Genomic DNA, 17369 nt, shown 5'->3' with positions numbered 1-17369 from the left:
GTCTGCGTCTTGTCTGCGTTTTTCAGTGGTGAGACACAACCGGGTCGCCCGTCGGATGGCTCATCAATCGTCGAACGCAAAGGTTTCACGTGAAACATCCTGGCGAATCCCAGCAAGTCAGCAAGACCGCCGCAGGGTACGACGACACCACTCCCCTGGCCCGGGAGATCTCGGATCTGACCCGCCGCCGGCAGTTGATCGCTTCGGAACGTCTGCCGAAGCCGGACAGCACCCGGGTCATCACGATCTCCAACCAAAAGGGCGGCGTCGGCAAGACGACGACGGCGGTGAACCTGGCCGCGGCGTTGGCACGGCAGGGTGCACGTGTGCTGGTGATCGACCTGGACCCACAGGGAAACGCCTCGACTGCTCTGGGTGTGGAACACCGCGCCGACACCCCGAGTGTCTACGACGTGATCGTCAATGACGTGGAGATGGCCGGGGTCGTTCAGAGCAGTCCGGAATTCGGCAACCTGTACTGCGTCCCGGCCACGATCCACCTGGCCGGCGCCGAAATCGAGCTGGTTTCCCTGGTTGCGCGGGAGCAGAGGCTCAGCCGGGCGCTGGCGCGGCACCTGAAGTCGATGGCCGACCCCTACGACTACGTCTTCATCGACTGTCCCCCGTCGCTCGGCCTGCTCACCATCAATGCATTCGTCGCCGCCCGCGAGGTCCTGATCCCGATCCAGTGCGAGTACTACGCACTCGAGGGTCTCAGCCAGCTGCTCAAGAACATCGAGCTGATCGAGAAACACCTGAACCCCGACCTGTCCGTGTCGACGATTCTGCTGACGATGTACGACAGCCGCACCAATCTAGCGAACCAGGTGGCGCAGGATGTGCGCGATCACTTCCCGGAACAGGTGCTCAGCACCCTCATTCCGCGTTCTGTACGCGTTTCTGAGGCCCCCAGCTATGGTCAGAGTGTCATCAGCTACGACCTCAACTCAGCAGGATCGCTCTCCTACCTCGAAGCAGCAGCAGAAATCGCCCGCCGGGGCGCCCCGAAAACAGGAGAAGTTCAGTAATGGCGAAAAGAACAGGCCTCGGACGTGGCATCGGCGCGTTGATTCCCATCCACGATGACCCGACGCAGGCCCGTCCCGTCGACGTGTTCTTCCCCTACTCGGAAGAACTCCGGCCGGTGGCGAACGTGGAGCTGGTTCCGGTCCCCGGTGCGCGCCTCGCTCACCTGGATCCGGGCGACATTGTGCCCAATGCGCACCAGCCCCGCAGCGTCTTCGACGAGACAGACCTCGCCGAACTCGTACACAGCATCAAGGAAGTCGGTGTGCTGCAACCCATCGTGGTGCGCCCGATCGCTGAGATGCCGGGCAAGTTCGAGCTGGTCATGGGCGAACGCCGCCTCCGCGCCACCAAAGAGGCCGGCCTCGCTACCATCCCCGCCGTCATCCGTGAGACCGCGGATGTCGACATGCTGCGCGACGCCCTGCTGGAGAACCTGCACCGGGCGCAGCTCAATCCGCTCGAAGAGGCCTCGGCCTACCAGCAGCTGCTCGCGGATTTCGGCATCACCCAGGACGAACTCGCGTCGAAGATCGGCCGGTCGCGCCCTCAGATCACCAACACCATTCGTCTGCTCAAACTGCCCGAACCCGTGCAGCTGCGCGTCGCGGCCGGGGTCCTGACGGCCGGTCACGCCCGTGCGATCCTCTCCGTCGGCGACCTGGCGGGCATGCTCCAGCTGGCCGACAAGATTGTGAACGAGGACCTCTCCGTTCGCGCCGCGGAGGCCGCTGCCACCTCCCTGCCTCGGCTGGCACCGGTGAGGCCGGCCGCCGGGCGGCGGCAGGGACACCTGGACGAAATCGCCGAACACCTCGGAGATCGCCTGGACACCCGGGTAAAGATTCATCTCGGTGTTCGAAAAGGCCAGATCACAATCGATTTCGCTACAATTGGCGACCTTAACCGCATCCTCGGTGTTCTGGGGGAACCCGGCTTCGGAACCAGCTAGCCCACCCCCCCCGGCGGGAACATGTTTCACGTGAAACATTTGGCACGGTAATACGAGAGTGTCCAGCTCGGTGCGGGTACACCGTTGTCCAAGGTGCACGGTGTCCTGGCCGGAGGCGCTTCGGCCACGGGCGAGCAACTGGCCGACTGGAATGTTTCACGTGAAACCCCCGGCGCGGTTGCTCTGCATATGGCCGCGGCCCGACTTGTCCGTGGCGAAACTGTGGGGACTCTGTCACATCAGCGACAGCGTCACCGACAGCAGCAGGCCCGGCGCGGGCGCCGGTGATCAGAGTGAGTAGTCCTTGAGCGGTCCCTTGTTCAGGGAGGTGCGGTGGCCACCAGGGCGTTTTGGACGTGCCACGGGTCCGTAGTGAACCCCTCTCCGCGCCAGGTCCGTCTCCGTTGATCGAAGGAGCGGGACCCAACAGTGCGTCACTATTCTTCGCGAAGCCCTGGGTCGCCAGACCCGGGGTGTCTTTCTGACCATTTTCGCGTCACCAGGAGGCATGCTAAGGGACGGCTGGGGATAACAGAACGGTCTTTAGGAGGGCCAGAGGAGGTCGAAATGGAGGCGAATCAGCTGGCGGGCGTGACCAGACGGTTGGCAACTCATGTTTCACGTGAAACACTGCAGCGGACCGCGCGGTCCGATTGAGCTCGGCGGCGTCGCCGCGGTCAGGACCCGGCGATCGCCGCCCGGGCGAGGGCCTCGTAGACGGCGCCGAGCGATTCGCCGGTCGCTTCGATACTCAGCGGCGAGAGGGACGTCTCGGTCAGGCCGGGGAGCACATTCGCTTCCAGGAACCAGAGCACGCCGTCCGGGTCGACGATCAGGTCGATCCGCGAGATGTGGCGCAGGCCGAGCAGTTGGTGGATCGCGACCGCGGTTTCGGCGGCGCGGTCGGCGATTTCCTGGTGGATCCGGGCTGGAGTGTAGAACAGGGTCTCCCCCGCGTTGTAGCGGGCCTCGAAGGAGTACACGCCGTCGATGGGCACGATCTCCACGGCCGGCAGGGCCACGGGACCGTGGCCGCGGTCGATCACGGTGACGGCGAGTTCCGTTCCGGTGATCCGCTCTTCGACCAGGGCCACGGTGGCGTAGGTGTACGCGTCCACCATGGCGCGCGGCAGGCCGGCTGCGGACTCGACGATCGTGACGCCCTGGGCGGATCCGCCCTCTGAGGGCTTGACCACCAGCGGGATCGGCAGTGCGGTCAGGAGGTGCTCGAGCACGCTCGCCGCGCCGAGGTCGCGGAAGGTGTCGGTGGAGAGGGCGATGGAATCCGGAGTGGCGAACCCGGCCCGGCGGACAAGCTCCTTCGCAATCGGCTTCGACCAGGCGAGGCGGGCCGGGCCGCCCTGGGAGCCGACGTGAGGGATGCCGGTGGTTTCCAGGAGGGCCAGAAGCGCGCCGTCCTCGCCGGTGGCACCGTGCACGACGGGCCAGATGACATCGGGGTTCCGCCGGGTGAGTTCGGCGAGCATCCCGGCCTGGGGGTCCAGCACCGAGACGGTGTGTCCCAGACTGGTCAGGGCATCGGAAACCCGGCGCCCTGACCGCAGTGACACATCCCGTTCGTGGGAGATCCCACCGGCGAGAACAACAATGTCAAGTGGCAAAAAATCGCTCATGATCAGGTATTTTCCTTGCTCTAGCTGGGAAAGTCGAAGAATTAGGCGGTCTCGGGCGGCGGTGAGCCGAATCGAGCGCTCTCGCGCAAGGGGTCCAGCGAGCCCGTGCCGGCGAAGGTCTCGAGCAGGTCGAGCTCGTCCCTGATCACGGTGGCGAGGCGGCGCACGCCGATCCGGATATTTCCCGGGGTCGGATAGCAGAACGACAGACGCATGTTCTGGCGTCCGTCTCCGTCGGCGAAGAACGCGGTTCCGGGCGTGTAGGCGACGAGTTCCTTGACGGCGCGCGGCAGCATCGCCTTGGAGTCGAGCCCTCCCGGCAGCGTGACCCAGACGTAGAAGCCGCCGTTGGGGTTGGTCCAGGTCAGCTCCGGCAGATACTCCTCCAGAGCGCCCAGCAGGGCGTTCTTGCGTTCGTGGTAGACCCCGCGGAAGGTGTTGATCTGGCCCTTCCAGTCCGCCGTGGCCAGGTACTCGGAGATGACCAGCTGGCTGAAGGAGCTGGGCGAGAGCACAGCGGCCTCGTTGGCGAGCACCAGCTTCTCCCGGATGGCGTGCGGGGCCAGCGCCCACCCCACCCGGAAACCGGGCGCGAGCGTCTTGGAGAACGTGCCGAGATAGACGACGCCCTCCTGCTCGAGCGAGCGCATGGCATCCGGTGCCGGCTGGTCGAAGTACAGCAGCCCGTAGGGGTTGTCCTCCAGCACGAGGATGTCGTTCTGGCGGGCGATCTCGAGAATCTCCACCCGGCGTTCCCAGCTCAGGGTCACTCCGGCCGGATTGTGGAAGTTCGGGATCGTATAGAGGAACTTGATGGTCTTGCCGGCCGCCTTCAGCCGCACGATGTGCTGGCGGAGGGCCTCGGGGATGAGTCCGTGCTCGTCCATCGGCACATGGTCGACCTCGGCCTGGTACGACTTGAAGATGACCATGGCGGTGACGTAGCTGGGGCCCTCGGACAGCACGACGTCTCCCGGGTCGAGGAAGAGCTTGCTGACCAGTTCCAGGGCGTGCTGGGAACCGGTCGTCACGACGACGTCGTCGGCGTGGGCACGGATGCCTTCCAGCGCCATGACCTCAAGGATCTGCTCTCTCAGCACGGGAACTCCCTGACCAGAGCCATATTGCAGGGCAACCGGACCCTGCTGTCGCATGACGCTGTCCATGGCGTTGATCACGAGTTCCTGCGGCAGGGCGGCGACGAACGGCATGCCTCCGGCGAGCGAGACGACCTCGGGGCGGGAGGCCACGGCGAACAGCGCCCTGACCTCGGAGGCGCGCAGCCCGGCGGCTCGATCGGCGTAGTGGTGGTACCACGGGTCGAGATTGTTACCGGTCTGGGGGGAGCGCTGTCCTGGCACGTCACTTCCGATCTGGTGAGGTTTCAATCGTATGGGGTATGGCCCGGGCGGAATCACAAAAAATGCCCGCCCGGCGTGAGCCGGGCGGGCATTGCGCCTCAGGGAGACGAGAGTGTTGCTGTTACGCGAGGTACGCGGCCAGGTCCTTCTCGAGTGCGACCTTGGGCTTGGCGCCGATGACGGTCTGGACGACCTCGCCCTTCTGGAACACCTTCATCGCGGGGATGGAGGTGATCTGGTACTTGGCAGCCAGGGCGGGGAAGTCGTCGACGTTCAGCTTGACGATGTCGAGCTTGTCAGCGTTCTCGCTGGCGATCTGGTCGAGGATCGGGCTGACGGCGCGACACGGGCCGCACCATTCCGCCCAGAAGTCGACCAGAACGGTCTTCGAGTTGTTGATGACTTCCTGGTCGAAGGTGACGTCGGTGACGGCGCGTGCAGACATGTGGTTTCTCCTTAGTTCGTGGACGTGGTGAGGACGGTCTCGCCGGCGCTGGCCAGCAGGTCCGCGGGCAGGGAAGCAAGATAGTGTTCCGCGTCGAGGGCGGCCACGGTGCCGGATGCGGCGGCCGTAACGGCCTGGCGATAGGTCGGGTCGATGACGTCCCCGGCCGCGAAGATGCCGGTCTGGCTGGTCTTCGAGGTGCGGCCGGCGACGGCGATGGTGCCCTCAGGGGTCAGGTCGAGCTGGTTGTGCACGAGGTGGGTGCGCGGGTCGTTGCCGATGGCGACGAAGATGCCGCCGACGGGGAGCGGGCTTTCCTCTCCGGAGATCGTGTTGCGCAGGACCAGGCCGTCGACGGCATCCGTGCCCGTGATGCCGGCCACTTCGGAATTCCAGACGAATTCGATCTTGGGGTTGCTGAACGCGCGCTCCTGCATGATCTTGGAGGCCCGAAGGGTGTCCTTGCGGTGCACTACGTAGACCTTGCTCGCGAACCGGGTGAGGAAGGTGGCCTCTTCCATGGCGGAGTCACCGCCGCCGATGACGGCGATGGTCTTCTCCTTGAAGAAGAAGCCGTCGCAGGTGGCGCACCAGGACACACCGCGGCCGGAGAGGCGCTCTTCGTCGTCGAGGCCCAGCTTGCGGTACGCGGAACCGGTGGCGAAGATCACGGCGAGAGCCTCATGCTTCTCGCCGCTGCCGAGGGTCACGGTCTTGGTGGTGCCGGTGAGTTCGAGTTCGGTCACATCGTCGTAGACGACCTCTGTTCCGAAGCGCTCGGCCTGCTCCTGCATCTTGGCCATGAGTTCGGGGCCCTGGACGCCCGCCGGGAAACCGGGGAAGTTCTCGACCTCGGTCGTGTTCATCAGCTCACCCCCGGCCTCGACCGAACTGGCGATCAGCAGCGGCTTGAGGTTGGCGCGTGCGGCATAGATCGCGGCGGTGAATCCGGCCGGGCCAGAGCCGATGATGATGATCTGACGCACGCGTAGACTCCTTCAAGTTGCGGGGGAAGCGATCTGGATTGCTCGCTGCCGGGTACAACACATCCTAATCCGATGATATTCCGAGCCGGCTGAGTGCGGGTCAGGCGCCGGCGCGCGGGCCGAGAACCGGTCAGCGGCGACGGATGCGATCGAGCACCGGGTCGAGGAATCCGCGCAGCTCACTGCTGCGCATGAGCAGCAGCAGGCCGAAGTAGACCGCCGACATGCCCAGGCCGATGACGCCCATGGCCAGGACCGCCTGGATCTTCCCCGACAGCGCGAATCCGGCTTCCCGGGTGCCGCCGAGTACCTGCAGGAGAGCGACCCCGGCCAGGATCGCGGGCACGGTGGCCACGGAGTACGTGGCGAGGCTGCGCAGAATGCGCCGACCGTCGATGCCGCCCAGCCGTCCCCGCAGCAGCCACGCGGCCAGCCCGGCCTGCGCGATGCCCGACACGGTGACCGTAAGGGCGACGCCGGCCGCGATCCAGGCGCTGGGCAGGAGTGCGCAGGCGAGGACGCCGATGATGACCAGGGTCACCTGGAACAGGGTGAAGAAGAACGGGGTGCGGGTGTCGCCGAGGGCGTAGAACGTGCGCTGGATGACGAACAGGACGCAGAATGCCACCAGGCCGAGCACGTAGGCGATGATCACGTTGCCGATGCTCAGCACCTGGCCGTACGGGGCCACGAAGACGCGGGCGAACGGGTAGGCGCAGACGGCGATGACGGCAGAGGCGAGCATGATGATCAGGGTGGTCCCCCGGATGGCGGAGGAGGCATCCGTTCTCACCAGAGCCAGCTTCCCCACCGAGGCGTGCTCGCTCATCCGAGTGAAGTAGGCGGTGGCGACCGACACGGTGATCACCGAATGCGGGAGCATGAAGATGAGCCAGGCCGTGTTGAGCGCGGCGACCGACGCGTCGGTGTCGCCGGCGAGCGTGACCACCCGGGTCTCGACGATTCCGGCCAGGGTGGTCAGCAGCAGCATCCCGAAGGTCCAGCTGGCCATCCGGCCGGCCACGCCGAGACCGACGCCGCGGAAGCGGAAGTCGGGGCGGAAGCGCAGGCCGATGCGGTGCCAGAAGTAGAACAAAACGACGGCCTGCAGCACGACGCCCAGCGTGGCAGTCCCGGCCAGGACGGCGATCATCGCGGACGTGAACCCGGTGGCGAGCCGGGCGCCGTTCGGGTCGGCTCCATAGAGGGCCGAGAAGACGAGCAGGCCCGCGATGGCCACGACATTGTTGAGCACGGGCACCCAGGTGAACGGGCCGAACGACTTACGGGCGTTGAGAACCTCGCCCAGGACCGTGTACAGGCCGTAGAAGAAGATCTGCGGCAGGCACCAGAACGCGAAGGCCGTGGCGAGGGCCAGCGATTCCGGCTTCATGTTCGACCCGTAGAGCACGGTCAGCATGGGGGCGAGCGCGGTGGCTGCGATGGTCGTGGCGGCGAGGATGGCCAGGGCCAGAGTGAGGAGCTTGTTGATGTAGGCCGTGCCGCCGTCGGCGTGCAGGCTGGCCCGCACGATCTGCGGCACCAGCACGGCCGTCAGCACCCCGCCGGCGACGATGACGTAGACGGTGTTCGGCAACTGGTTCGCCACGGCGAACGCGTTCGTGCTCTGGCCGACCTGGCCGATCACCCCGGCGAGCACGATCAGCTTCACGAAGCCGAGGATGCGGGAGACGATGGTCCCGGAGGCGAGGAACGCGCTGGCCCGGCCGATGCTGTCGGTTTTAGGCACGGGGCTCCGTCGTGGGCTCGGAGGCGGCGCCGCGGATGGCCGCAGGGTCGACCTCGACATCGGGTTCGATCAGCTCGCGCCGGCGGCGCACGATGTTGCGCCAGACCCCGAAGCCGAAGAACAGCACCACGAGCGCGGCGAACAGGAGCGAGCCGAGGCCCTCCCAGTCGGCGCGCACGTTGATCGGGATGAGGTGCGGCTGGTCGATCATGCTTCCGGCGGGGGTGAACAGGGTCACGCGCAGGGTCACGGAACCGTTGCCGACCGCGGCCGTCACGGGAATCGTGACGGTGCGGGCCGACTCGGCCTCGATCGTTGACTCGACGTCGTCTTCGACCAGGAGCCGGCCGTTGGAGGGGACGACCTGCACGCGCACGGTCACCGCCTGGTCGAGGGCGTTGTCCAGGGTGACCGGAATGTCCACCTTGCTGCCGACCACGTTGATCGGGCCCTTGGTGGAGACCGTGATCGAGCTGAGCAAATCGGAGGATGCCAGCAGGCTCGTGGTCGACGCGTCCAGCCAGCTGGCCCGGTGCGACGCCCACGACGTGGCGAGCAGGGCCATCAGGTCCAGGCGGTGGCCGCCCGTGACGGCCCCGGGGTCGGACAGGGCGGAGGAGAACGCGGTTACGTCGCTTTCTCGCTCCAGGAGCCGGCGGGCCAGGTTCACGCGGTCGTCGGGCTCGGCCTGGCTGTCGAAGGTAACGTCATCCGCGGCCGCCGCGCTGCGGGCGTCCTGCAGGGAGGCCGGCGAGTGCCAGAGGAGGACCGTCAGAGCGTCGAGGGTTTGGCTGAGCCGGGCGGAGGTGGGCGGCCAGCCCCGGCCGAACGTGGCCACGAGCGTGCGGGCCGTGCCGGGCTGTTCCGCCGAAACGACGGCGAGCTGCGAACTGACCTCGGCCATCGCGACGCTCCAGGCTTCGTCCGTGGTCGCCAGGGCGGCCCGCCGGAGCGAGTCGGAGACGGGACCGTCGGATACGAGCCCCACGCCCCGCCCGGCACCCAGTGCGACAACGCTGTTCGGGGTGAGGTCGGTGGCCTGATGGGAGACGTTGGAACCGGTCAGGATGGTCGTGGTGAGGCCGTTCGCGGTGAAGGTGCCCAGGTCGGCGTCCGCGACCACTCCCTCCGCCGGCCACGCTATGTCCGTAGCGGTATATTCCCACGCCAGCAATTCTTCCGTGGTCGGCGGCGTGCCGTCGGCCGGGGACGCCGGTGGCGTCTGTGCCGGTGCCGTGGCCGGTGCCTGATTCTGCGGCGTCTGGTCCGCCGGGGTCGTCTGGGCCGGCGTCGGCGGCTGGGTGAACAGGGTCGGGTCGATGGCCTGGTCGAAGGATGTCGGTGCCAGCAGGGTGTCGCCGCCCGCCTGGGCCTGCAGCGCAATGTCGGTATCTGCATAGCTCAACGGGAATATATCGTTTCTCGCCAGTGCCAGCCGGTTCAGCCACGCGGTTGCGCTGGGCGGCGCGGACGTGCCGAGGATGCGAATGGAGGCGATGATCATCGGGTCGATGGCGAGCGTGACCGGTCGGCCGATCACGCCGTCCAGCTGTCGGGTCAGTACGCCCGTCGGGCCGGTGAAGCTCTCCAGCGCCTTGGCGGTGATCAGGCCCGTCGACTGTTCCGGAACGGTGATCGGCATGACCACCGAAAGGTTGACCGGGGTGACCTCTTCATCGGAATACCAGACGAACGTGCCGCGGCCCTGCGCCCGCGTTGTTCCCTCCGTGGAGAGGGTGACGGCGATTCCGCGGGCACCCCACGCATTGCCAGTGGTGAGACCCACGGAGTCTGCGGGCACGGTCAGGGTCAGGACCTCGGTGCTGTCGGGCTGGATCGAGACCTTCATGGCCTCGCTCATCAGCAGGTCACCCGGCCTCGTCGATTTCTCGGGATGGAGCCACTTCTCCAGGGCGCCGCGGGTGATGAGGGCGCGTTCGGCCAGATAGACGTCGAGGGTGCCCGGAGCGATCGGATCGACGGTCGGATTCGTGATCGTCACGGTCACGGCCAGGTCCTGGCCCATTTTCAGCGGTGCCAGCGTCGTCGGCGTCACGGAGATCGCCACCGAATCGGCCGAGGTGGCGGCCGGCGATGCAGGGGATCCGGCAGCGTGCGCTCCAGTCGTGAGGCCGGCCAGCACGGGAAAGGCGGGCAGGAGAGCGGCCGAAGCCACCGGGAGCACGCCGGCGAGCAGCCCGATCAGGACGACTCCGGCAGAGGCTCGCACTCGCCGCCGGAGGCCGCGGACGGCGTCGGGGTGAGCGGGCCGGCGCGCAGGAACTGAGTCGGCCACCATAAGGGGATTCTACGGCGTGCCAGGTGGGATAACACTGCGCGGGCACGTCCGGACCGCCGCCGGCAACTAACATGGGGGGCATGCAGAGCGTCGCGACAGCCCTCACGCGGCTGGGCGACCTGGCTGCCAGCCCCACCGTTTCCCGACTGGCGAACGCGTTTTCCGCGGCCGGCCATGAACTCGCCCTCGTCGGCGGCCCGGTGCGCGACGCGTTCCTCGACCGGCCGATCCACGACCTCGATTTCACGACGGATGCCACCCCGGACGAGATCCTCAAGGTGGTCAAGCCCATCTCCGACGCCCACTGGGACATCGGCCGCGCGTTCGGCACGATCGGCGCCCTGGTCGCCGGTGAGACCGTGGAGATCACCACCTACCGGGCCGACAGCTACGACGGCCAGACCCGCAAACCGGAGGTCGTCTTCGGCCTCAGCCTCGAGGACGACCTGCTGCGCCGCGACTTCACGGTCAACGCCCTCGCCCTCCGATTGCCGGAACTGGCCCTGGTCGACCCGGCGAACGGCATCGCTGATCTTCTGGCCGGAATTCTGCGCACCCCGATTTCGCCGGAGCGGTCCTTCGGCGACGATCCGCTGCGGATGATGCGGGCCGCCCGGTTCACCGCGCAGCTGGGATTCAGCCTCGACGCGGACACCAGGGTCGCGATGGAAGCGATGGCGGACCGCATCCTGAACATCTCGGCCGAGCGTGTGTGTGACGAGCTGTCGAAGCTGCTGAAGTCGGACAGCCCGCGGGTCGGAATCGAACTCCTGGTGGACACCGGCCTGTTCGGCCGGGTGCTGCCGGAGATTCCGGCACTGCGGCTCGAGATCGACGAGCACCATCACCACAAGGATGTCTACCAGCACACCCTCACCGTGCTGGACCAGGCCATCGGCTACGAGAAGTCCCGCGCCAGTTTCAACGGGCCGGACCTGATCGTGCGGCTCGCGGCGCTCATGCACGACACCGGCAAACCGGCCACGCGCAAGCTCGAGCCGGGCGGCGTGGTCAGTTTCTACCACCACGACCTGGTCGGGGCGAAGCTGGCGAAGAAGCGCCTGCGCGCCCTGCGGTTCGACAACGACACCATTTCGGCGGTGGCCCGCCTGATCGAACTCCACCTGCGATTCTTCGGCTACACCGAGGGCGCCTGGACCGATTCCGCCGTGCGCCGCTACGTGAGGGATGCCGGCGACCAGCTGGAACGACTGCACATCCTGACCCGGGCGGACGTGACCACCCGCAACCGTCGCAAGGCCGACCGGCTCGGCTTCGCTTACGACGACCTGGAACAGCGCATCAAGGAACTCGCCGAGCAGGAAGAGATGGCGGCCGTGCGCCCCGATCTCGACGGACAGCAGATCATGGCGATCCTCGGCGTTTCGCCGGGCCGTGAGGTGGGCGAGGCCTACCGCTTCCTGCTGGAGCAGCGGCTGGACGACGGACCCCTCGGCGAGGAAGAGGCCACCCGCCGCCTGACCGCCTGGTGGGCCGCTCGGGCCCGGTAGGCCTGGCCAGACTGGCCAGACTGGCCGGACTTGCCGGACTTGCCGGACTTGCCGGACTTGCCGGATTGCCGGGCTTGCCGGATTTGCCGGACTGGCCGGGCGCGACCGGCCCCGGGTCGACGCGGCCCGAGTCGACCCGGCTCCGCTCGCGTCGAGGTCGCCACTTCCGGTCGACGTCGGCAGGTGTGCCGGGCGAACTCGACCGCAACTGGCGAGCTCGGCGCATCCGTCTTCCCCTCCACAGGATGTGCCGACCTGGGTTCGTTCACCGTCCGCCGCATTGCCGGCCGGGCGCCGCGCGGCTCGGCCAGCATCGGGGGCGTGGATAATCGCGATTTTCCCTATCGAACTGACCTCCGGCGCACCAGCGACCAGGAGCTGATCGGTCACGACGGCCGAGCCCTGCGGCGGGGGGTCACGGCGGGTGAGCAGGAGAGGCTCCTCCGGGGCATCTATGTGTCGTCTCCGGTGTGGGCCGCCGCGGACGACGACGCCCGGTATCTGCTTCGCATTCAGGCGGTCGTCCTGACACGCCGTTCCCGGCCGGTTCTCTCGCACCTGTCGGCCGCCCGGATCTGGGGCCTTCCCGTGCTGGGCCGGTGGCCCGCCGAGGTTCACCTGATGTGCGGCGGCGATGCTCATCGCCATGCGCGCAATGGTGTCGTCTGGCACTACGACCGCATCGACGATGACGAGGTCGTCGAGATCAACGGCTTCCTCGTGACGAGCCGATTACGCACGATGGTCGATCTTGCGCGAACCGAACGATTCGCAGCCGCCGTCGTCGCCCTGGACGCCGGCCTCCGGACGCCGTTCGTGCTGCCGAGTGGCTCTCGCGAGCAGGACATCACCCACGCTGAATTCCAGGAGGCGGTCACCCGGCTGGGTGCGGTGCGCGGCTGCCGCGGCGCACGCCTGGCTGCCGCGTTCGCGGACGGGCAATCCGGTTCCGCCGGAGAATCGGTGAGCCGCGCGAACATCTACCTGGCCGGGCTGCCCGCGCCGGAGCTGCAGGTGGCTTACCTTCGGCCGGCCGGAGGGGAAGACAAAGTGGATTTCAGGTGGCACGCCCGACACAATGTTCGCCGAGTGACTCTCCTGGGCGAGTTCGACGGGAAGGTCAAGTACACACGCGACCAGTACATGGCCGGCCGCACAATCCAAGAGGTCGTGTGGGACGAGAAGGTGCGAGAGGACCGCCTGCGCGCGCCGGCTGGAGGGCCGGATCGAGGAATGGTGCGCTGGCTGTGGGATGTCGCGGTGAGTCCTGTTCGGCTCCGCGCGGTTCTGATCGGTGCCGGGCTGAGGCCGGAACGATGAGCCGCCGCACCGAGTTCGGCACTTCCGGTCGAGTTCGACCGGCGCACGTGGCGACCTCGTCCGGAAACGTCGAACTCGGCGACTCTCCCGGAACGATGAGCGTCGGCGCGGAGGGCGCCGCGCCGGAGCGCTGGCGGATCGCCGCGGCATCCGGTAGTCTTGGCAGGTTGTCTACGCGCCGGATTCCCGGCCTCCGTTTTCGACACATGCACAACCCTCCTGTTGCAGAGATTCTGCAGCCGTTTAGTCCGAAGGAGGTGGGTTAGTCATGCATCAGTACGAGTTGATGGTTATCCTCGATCCCGAGATCGATGAGCGCACCGTAGCTCCCAGCCTTGACAAGTTCCTCAACGTTGTTCGCAACGATGGTGGAACCATTGACAAGGTTGACGTTTGGGGTCGCCGCCGTCTCGCCTACGAGATCAACAAGAAGTCAGAAGGCATCTACGCCGTCGTCGACTTCACCGCGAACGCTTCTGCCACGGCCGAGCTCGACCGCCAGCTGAAGCTGTCGGAAGCCGTCATGCGCACAAAGGTTCTTCGCGCAGAAGAAGGCATCGCCCAGGTTGCCGTCGCAAGCAAGCTTGCCGCCGAGAAGGCCGCCCGCAAGGCAGCCAACCCGAAGGTCATTGCTGCGAAGGCTGAAGCCGCCGCTGCCGCTCCGACCGCCAAGGTCGCCGCGTCCGCAAAGCCCGCCTCGGCGGTTGCTGCTGCAGCGGTCAAGGCTGCTCCGGCCAAGGTCGAAGCTCCGGTCGCCGACGCTCCTGCTGCGGCAGAGGCTGAGGCTCCCGTTGCTGCCGACAAGGCAAGCGACAAGTAGCCCATGGCCGGCGAGACCGTAATTACCGTGGTGGGCAACCTCACCAGCGATCCGGAACTGCGTTACACGCAGAACGGGCTGGCGGTTGCCAACTTCACCATCGCTTCCACTCCGCGCAATTTCGATCGCGCTACGAGTGAGTGGAAAGATGGCGAGTCGCTCTTCCTGCGCGCGAGCGTTTGGCGTGAATTCGCCGAGCACGTGGCTGGTTCGCTGACCAAGGGTACCCGTGTCATCGCTACCGGGCGTCTCAAGCAGCGTTCGTATGAGACGAAGGAAGGCGAGAAGCGAACGAGCATGGAGCTCGAGATCGATGAAATCGGTCCTTCGCTGAAATACGCCACCGCTCAGCTCACTCGAGCGCAGTCATCGTCCTCCCCCCGTGGCGGCGGCGCACCTGCCGTCTCCGGGAACGACGAGCCCTGGGCCGCCAGCGCCCCCGCCGCGAACACCGGCGGAGATGTCTGGAGCACCCCGGGCAACTTCAGCGACGAGACACCCTTCTAAGCCGAGCCTCCGGGCAGTCGGCTGAAAAACACTTCTTAAGAAAGTAAGGAAATCATGGCTGGAAAGTCGAGCGGCGACCGCCGCAAGCCGCTCCGCGGAGCTAAGGGTGGCAAGAACGCCGCTCCCGCGAAGTCCATCCGGGTTGGTGTCATCGATTACAAGGATGTCCCCACCCTTCGCAAGTTCATCTCCGAGCGTGGAAAGATCCGCGCCCGTCGCATCACCGGTGTTTCCGTTCAGGAACAGCGCCTCATCGCCCGCGCCGTCAAGAACGCTCGCGAAATGGCGTTGCTCCCCTACGCCGGTTCAGGCAGGTAGGACCTCATGTCAAAAATCATTCTGACGCACGAGGTCTCCGGCCTCGGTGCACCCGGTGACATCGTCGAGGTCAAGAACGGGTACGCCCGCAACTACCTCTACCCCCAGGGCTTCGCTGTCTCCTGGACCCGCGGTGGCGAGAAGCAGATCGAACAGATCAAAGCTGCTCGCGTCGCCCGCGAGCACGCCACCCTCGAAGAGGCACAGGCACTCAAGGCTGCACTCGAGAACACCAAGGTCAAGCTGGTCGTCAAGGCCGGCGAAGGCGGACGCCTGTTCGGCTCCGTCAAGACCACGGATGTTGCCGAAGCAGTGGCGGCAGCCGGTCTCGGCGCCATCGACAAGCGCAAGATCGAGCTCAGCCCGATCAAGATGACCGGTGAGCACCAGGCAACGGTTCGTCTTCGCGACGAACTGAGCGCCACCATCACACTGCTGGTGGTAGCCGCCAAATAGCATCACCCTCGAGGTGTAGCGGCGGGCTCCGAATGGAGCTCCGCCGCTACACCTTTTTAAGCTGTCCCGCTCACCCTGTTCAGGGGTGATTTCAGATCTTGAAAATGAGCCTTTGTACACAGGTTTGCTCACAGCACATGAAGCTTCAACACATTGTTTAGATTAGTTTTCCCACAGAGCTGTGAATAGTATAAAAGCCTGATCAAAATGCATTTTTTACGGGAAAATCTTAAGTTTTCCACAGGACAGTGCACAGGTTGTGCACAAGACACGCGGCGTTTCGCCCAGATTCTCCACAGGGTTATCCACAGCCCGTTTTGGAGCGGCCGAACCGGGTACGTAGGGTGGGCAGGCGGCCACAATCGAGGTGTGCGAGGGGTGCCGGCAGTCGGTGTCAGTGGGCCCTGATAGACCAGCACCACGAGCAGAAGGAGGCACGAGTGTCGATCGCTCACCTGGGTCTGGCAGATAAGCGCGGGAGTGACCAGCGCGGCGGAATGGAAGCCCGGCACACCGAGCGCACGCTCCCCCACGACCTCCTCGCCGAGCAGAGCGCGCTCGGCGGCATGATGCTGAGCAAGGACGCCGTCGCCGACGTCGTCGAAACCGTCCGGGCCGCCGACTTCTACATCCCCAAGCACGAGATCATCTTCGACGCGATCCTCTCCCTCTACGCGCAGGGCGAGCCCACCGATGTCATCGCCGTCACCGACGAGCTCACCAAACTGGGCGAGCTGTCCCGGGCCGGCGGCGCGGACTACCTGCACACGCTGACCAGCCTGGTTCCGACCGCGGCCAACGCCGGTTTCTACTCCTCGATCGTCGCCGAACGCGCCCTGCTGCGCCGCCTGGTCGAGGCCGGCACCCGCATCGCACAGATGGGCTATTCCGGCGAGGGCGAGGTGCTCGACCTGGTGAACAACGCCCAGGCCGAGATCTACTCCGTCACCGGAGGCACCGAGACCGAAGATTACGTGCCCCTCACCGACGCGGTCACGGCCGCGATCGAGGAGATCGAGGCCGCCAAGCTCAAAGACGGCCAGATGACCGGTGTGCCGACCGGCTTCGCCGACATGGACGAGCTCACCAACGGATTCCACCCCGGCCAGCTGATCATCGTCGCCGCGCGACCGGCGCTGGGTAAGTCCACGTTGGCCCTCGACTTCGCCCGGGCGGCTTCAATCAAGCACGACATGCCCAGCATCTTCTTCTCCCTCGAAATGGGACGCAGTGAGATCGCCATGCGCCTGCTCGCGGCCGAGGCATCCGTGCCCCTGCAGAGCATGCGCAAGGGTGCCGTCGACGCCCGCGACTGGACCACCATCGCCGCCACGCGCGGCCGCATCAACGACGCCCCGCTCTACATCGACGACAGCCCCAACATGACGCTGGTGGAGATCCGGGCCAAGTGCCGCCGGCTCAAGCAGCGGGTCGGCCTCAAGATGGTCATCATCGACTACCTGCAGCTGATGACGTCGGGCAAAAAGGTCGAGTCGCGCCAGCAGGAGGTCAGCGAGTTCTCCCGGGCGCTCAAGCTGATGGCCAAGGAACTCCAGGTTCCCGTCATCGCGCTTTCCCAGCTCAACCGTGGTCCCGAGCAGCGTGCCGACAAGATGCCGGCCATCTCCGACCTCCGCGAGTCGGGCTCCCTCGAACAGGACGCCGACATGGTCATCCTGCTGCACCGTGAGAGCGCGTACGAGAAAGACAACCCGCGCGCCGGCGAGGCCGACCTGATCGTGGCGAAGCACCGAAACGGCCCCACCCGCACGGTGACCGTCGCGTTCCACGGCCACTACTCCCGCTTCGCCGACATGGTTCCGGGCGCGTAGCAGGCCCATTCGGCCACGGGCCGGATCGATTCTGCCGCCGGTCATATTCTCCGGCCGGCAAGTGATCACCGCTACGCTACGAACGGAAGATGCAAGTGCCGCCCCAGTTCGGATCGATCCGTTCTCGCTCTCGCGTCCGCCGCTAAGGAGAC

14 protein-coding genes and 1 pseudogene are annotated in these 17369 nt (G+C 66.3%); 9 read left to right on the top strand and 6 right to left on the bottom strand.

All coding sequences use genetic code 11. The annotated features are described in order from the left end of the window. The first annotated feature begins 89 nt into the window (after nt 1-89). Both E3T37_RS03015 and E3T37_RS03010 read left to right on the top strand, forming a co-directional pair. Complete coding sequence (locus E3T37_RS03015; protein ID WP_134365361.1) at nt 90-1028, top strand: ParA family protein; 939 nt, start codon at nt 90-92, stop codon at nt 1026-1028. Next, nucleotides 1028-1978, top strand: coding sequence for a ParB/RepB/Spo0J family partition protein (locus tag E3T37_RS03010; protein ID WP_134365360.1), 951 nt, complete (start codon nt 1028-1030; stop codon nt 1976-1978). The genes E3T37_RS03015 and E3T37_RS03010 overlap by 1 nt, the downstream gene beginning before the upstream one ends. Before the next feature lie 677 nt (nt 1979-2655). Here the strand turns inward: E3T37_RS03010 and E3T37_RS03005 are convergent. From E3T37_RS03005 to E3T37_RS16685, 6 genes are all read right to left on the bottom strand, one after another. Beyond that, nucleotides 2656-3612 carry an ATP-grasp domain-containing protein gene (locus E3T37_RS03005; RefSeq protein WP_134365359.1) on the bottom strand — a complete coding sequence of 319 codons (957 nt, stop codon included), beginning with the start codon at nt 3610-3612 and terminating at the stop codon, nt 2656-2658. Nucleotides 3613-3653: 41 nt separating this feature from the next. Continuing rightward, on the bottom strand, nt 3654-4973 hold the full coding sequence (locus E3T37_RS03000) for a PLP-dependent aminotransferase family protein (RefSeq protein WP_134365358.1): 1320 nt from the start codon (nt 4971-4973) through the stop codon (nt 3654-3656). Between the two features lie 121 nt (nt 4974-5094). Then, nucleotides 5095-5418 (bottom strand): thioredoxin, encoded by a 324-nt coding sequence (gene trxA, locus E3T37_RS02995; protein WP_134365357.1) that lies wholly within the window; start codon nt 5416-5418, stop codon nt 5095-5097. Between the two features lie 11 nt (nt 5419-5429). Beyond that, nucleotides 5430-6404 (bottom strand): thioredoxin-disulfide reductase, encoded by a 975-nt coding sequence (trxB, locus tag E3T37_RS02990; protein WP_134365356.1) that lies wholly within the window; start codon nt 6402-6404, stop codon nt 5430-5432. A gap of 130 nt (nt 6405-6534) precedes the next feature. Beyond that, the gene (gene murJ / locus E3T37_RS02985) at nt 6535-8154 is read right to left on the bottom strand and encodes a murein biosynthesis integral membrane protein MurJ (RefSeq protein WP_241994532.1); all 1620 of its coding nucleotides are present in this window, start codon (nt 8152-8154) and stop codon (nt 6535-6537) included. Beyond that, nucleotides 8147-10453: a DUF6049 family protein gene (locus tag E3T37_RS16685; RefSeq protein ID WP_166787148.1), complete on the bottom strand. Its 2307-nt coding sequence runs from the start codon at nt 10451-10453 to the stop codon at nt 8147-8149. The genes murJ and E3T37_RS16685 overlap by 8 nt, the downstream gene beginning before the upstream one ends. An 80-nt stretch (nt 10454-10533) precedes the next feature. Here E3T37_RS16685 and E3T37_RS02975 point away from each other — a divergent pair, with 80 nt between their 5' ends. From E3T37_RS02975 to dnaB, 7 genes and pseudogenes are all read left to right on the top strand, one after another. Next, nucleotides 10534-11964 (top strand): CCA tRNA nucleotidyltransferase, encoded by a 1431-nt coding sequence (locus E3T37_RS02975; RefSeq protein ID WP_134365354.1) that lies wholly within the window; start codon nt 10534-10536, stop codon nt 11962-11964. 321 nt (nt 11965-12285) lie between these two features. Next, nucleotides 12286-13284, top strand: a complete 999-nt coding sequence (locus E3T37_RS02970) for a hypothetical protein (protein ID WP_134365353.1) — start codon at nt 12286-12288, stop codon at nt 13282-13284. Nucleotides 13285-13552: 268 nt separating this feature from the next. After that, nucleotides 13553-13921: pseudogene (gene rpsF, locus E3T37_RS02965) on the top strand (30S ribosomal protein S6); the annotation flags it as partial. A 186-nt stretch (nt 13922-14107) separates the two neighbouring features. Next, nucleotides 14108-14611, top strand: coding sequence for a single-stranded DNA-binding protein (locus E3T37_RS02960; RefSeq protein ID WP_134365351.1), 504 nt, complete (start codon nt 14108-14110; stop codon nt 14609-14611). A gap of 54 nt (nt 14612-14665) precedes the next feature. Continuing rightward, the gene (gene rpsR, locus E3T37_RS02955; protein ID WP_035835236.1) at nt 14666-14929 is read left to right on the top strand and encodes a 30S ribosomal protein S18; all 264 of its coding nucleotides are present in this window, start codon (nt 14666-14668) and stop codon (nt 14927-14929) included. A gap of 6 nt (nt 14930-14935) precedes the next feature. Then, on the top strand, nt 14936-15385 hold the full coding sequence (gene rplI, locus E3T37_RS02950) for a 50S ribosomal protein L9 (protein ID WP_134365350.1): 450 nt from the start codon (nt 14936-14938) through the stop codon (nt 15383-15385). A 440-nt stretch (nt 15386-15825) separates the two neighbouring features. Next, nucleotides 15826-17217, top strand: a complete 1392-nt coding sequence (gene dnaB / locus E3T37_RS02945) for a replicative DNA helicase (RefSeq protein ID WP_134365349.1) — start codon at nt 15826-15828, stop codon at nt 17215-17217. The last annotated feature ends 152 nt before the right edge of the window (nt 17218-17369 follow it).

Origin of the sequence: Cryobacterium sp. TMT2-10, assembly GCF_004403075.1 — a bacterium.
Classification (GTDB): Bacteria; Actinomycetota; Actinomycetes; order Actinomycetales; family Microbacteriaceae; genus Cryobacterium; species Cryobacterium shii.
Note: the sequence above shows the minus strand (reverse complement) of the source record. Positions and strands in the feature narration are given on the sequence as shown.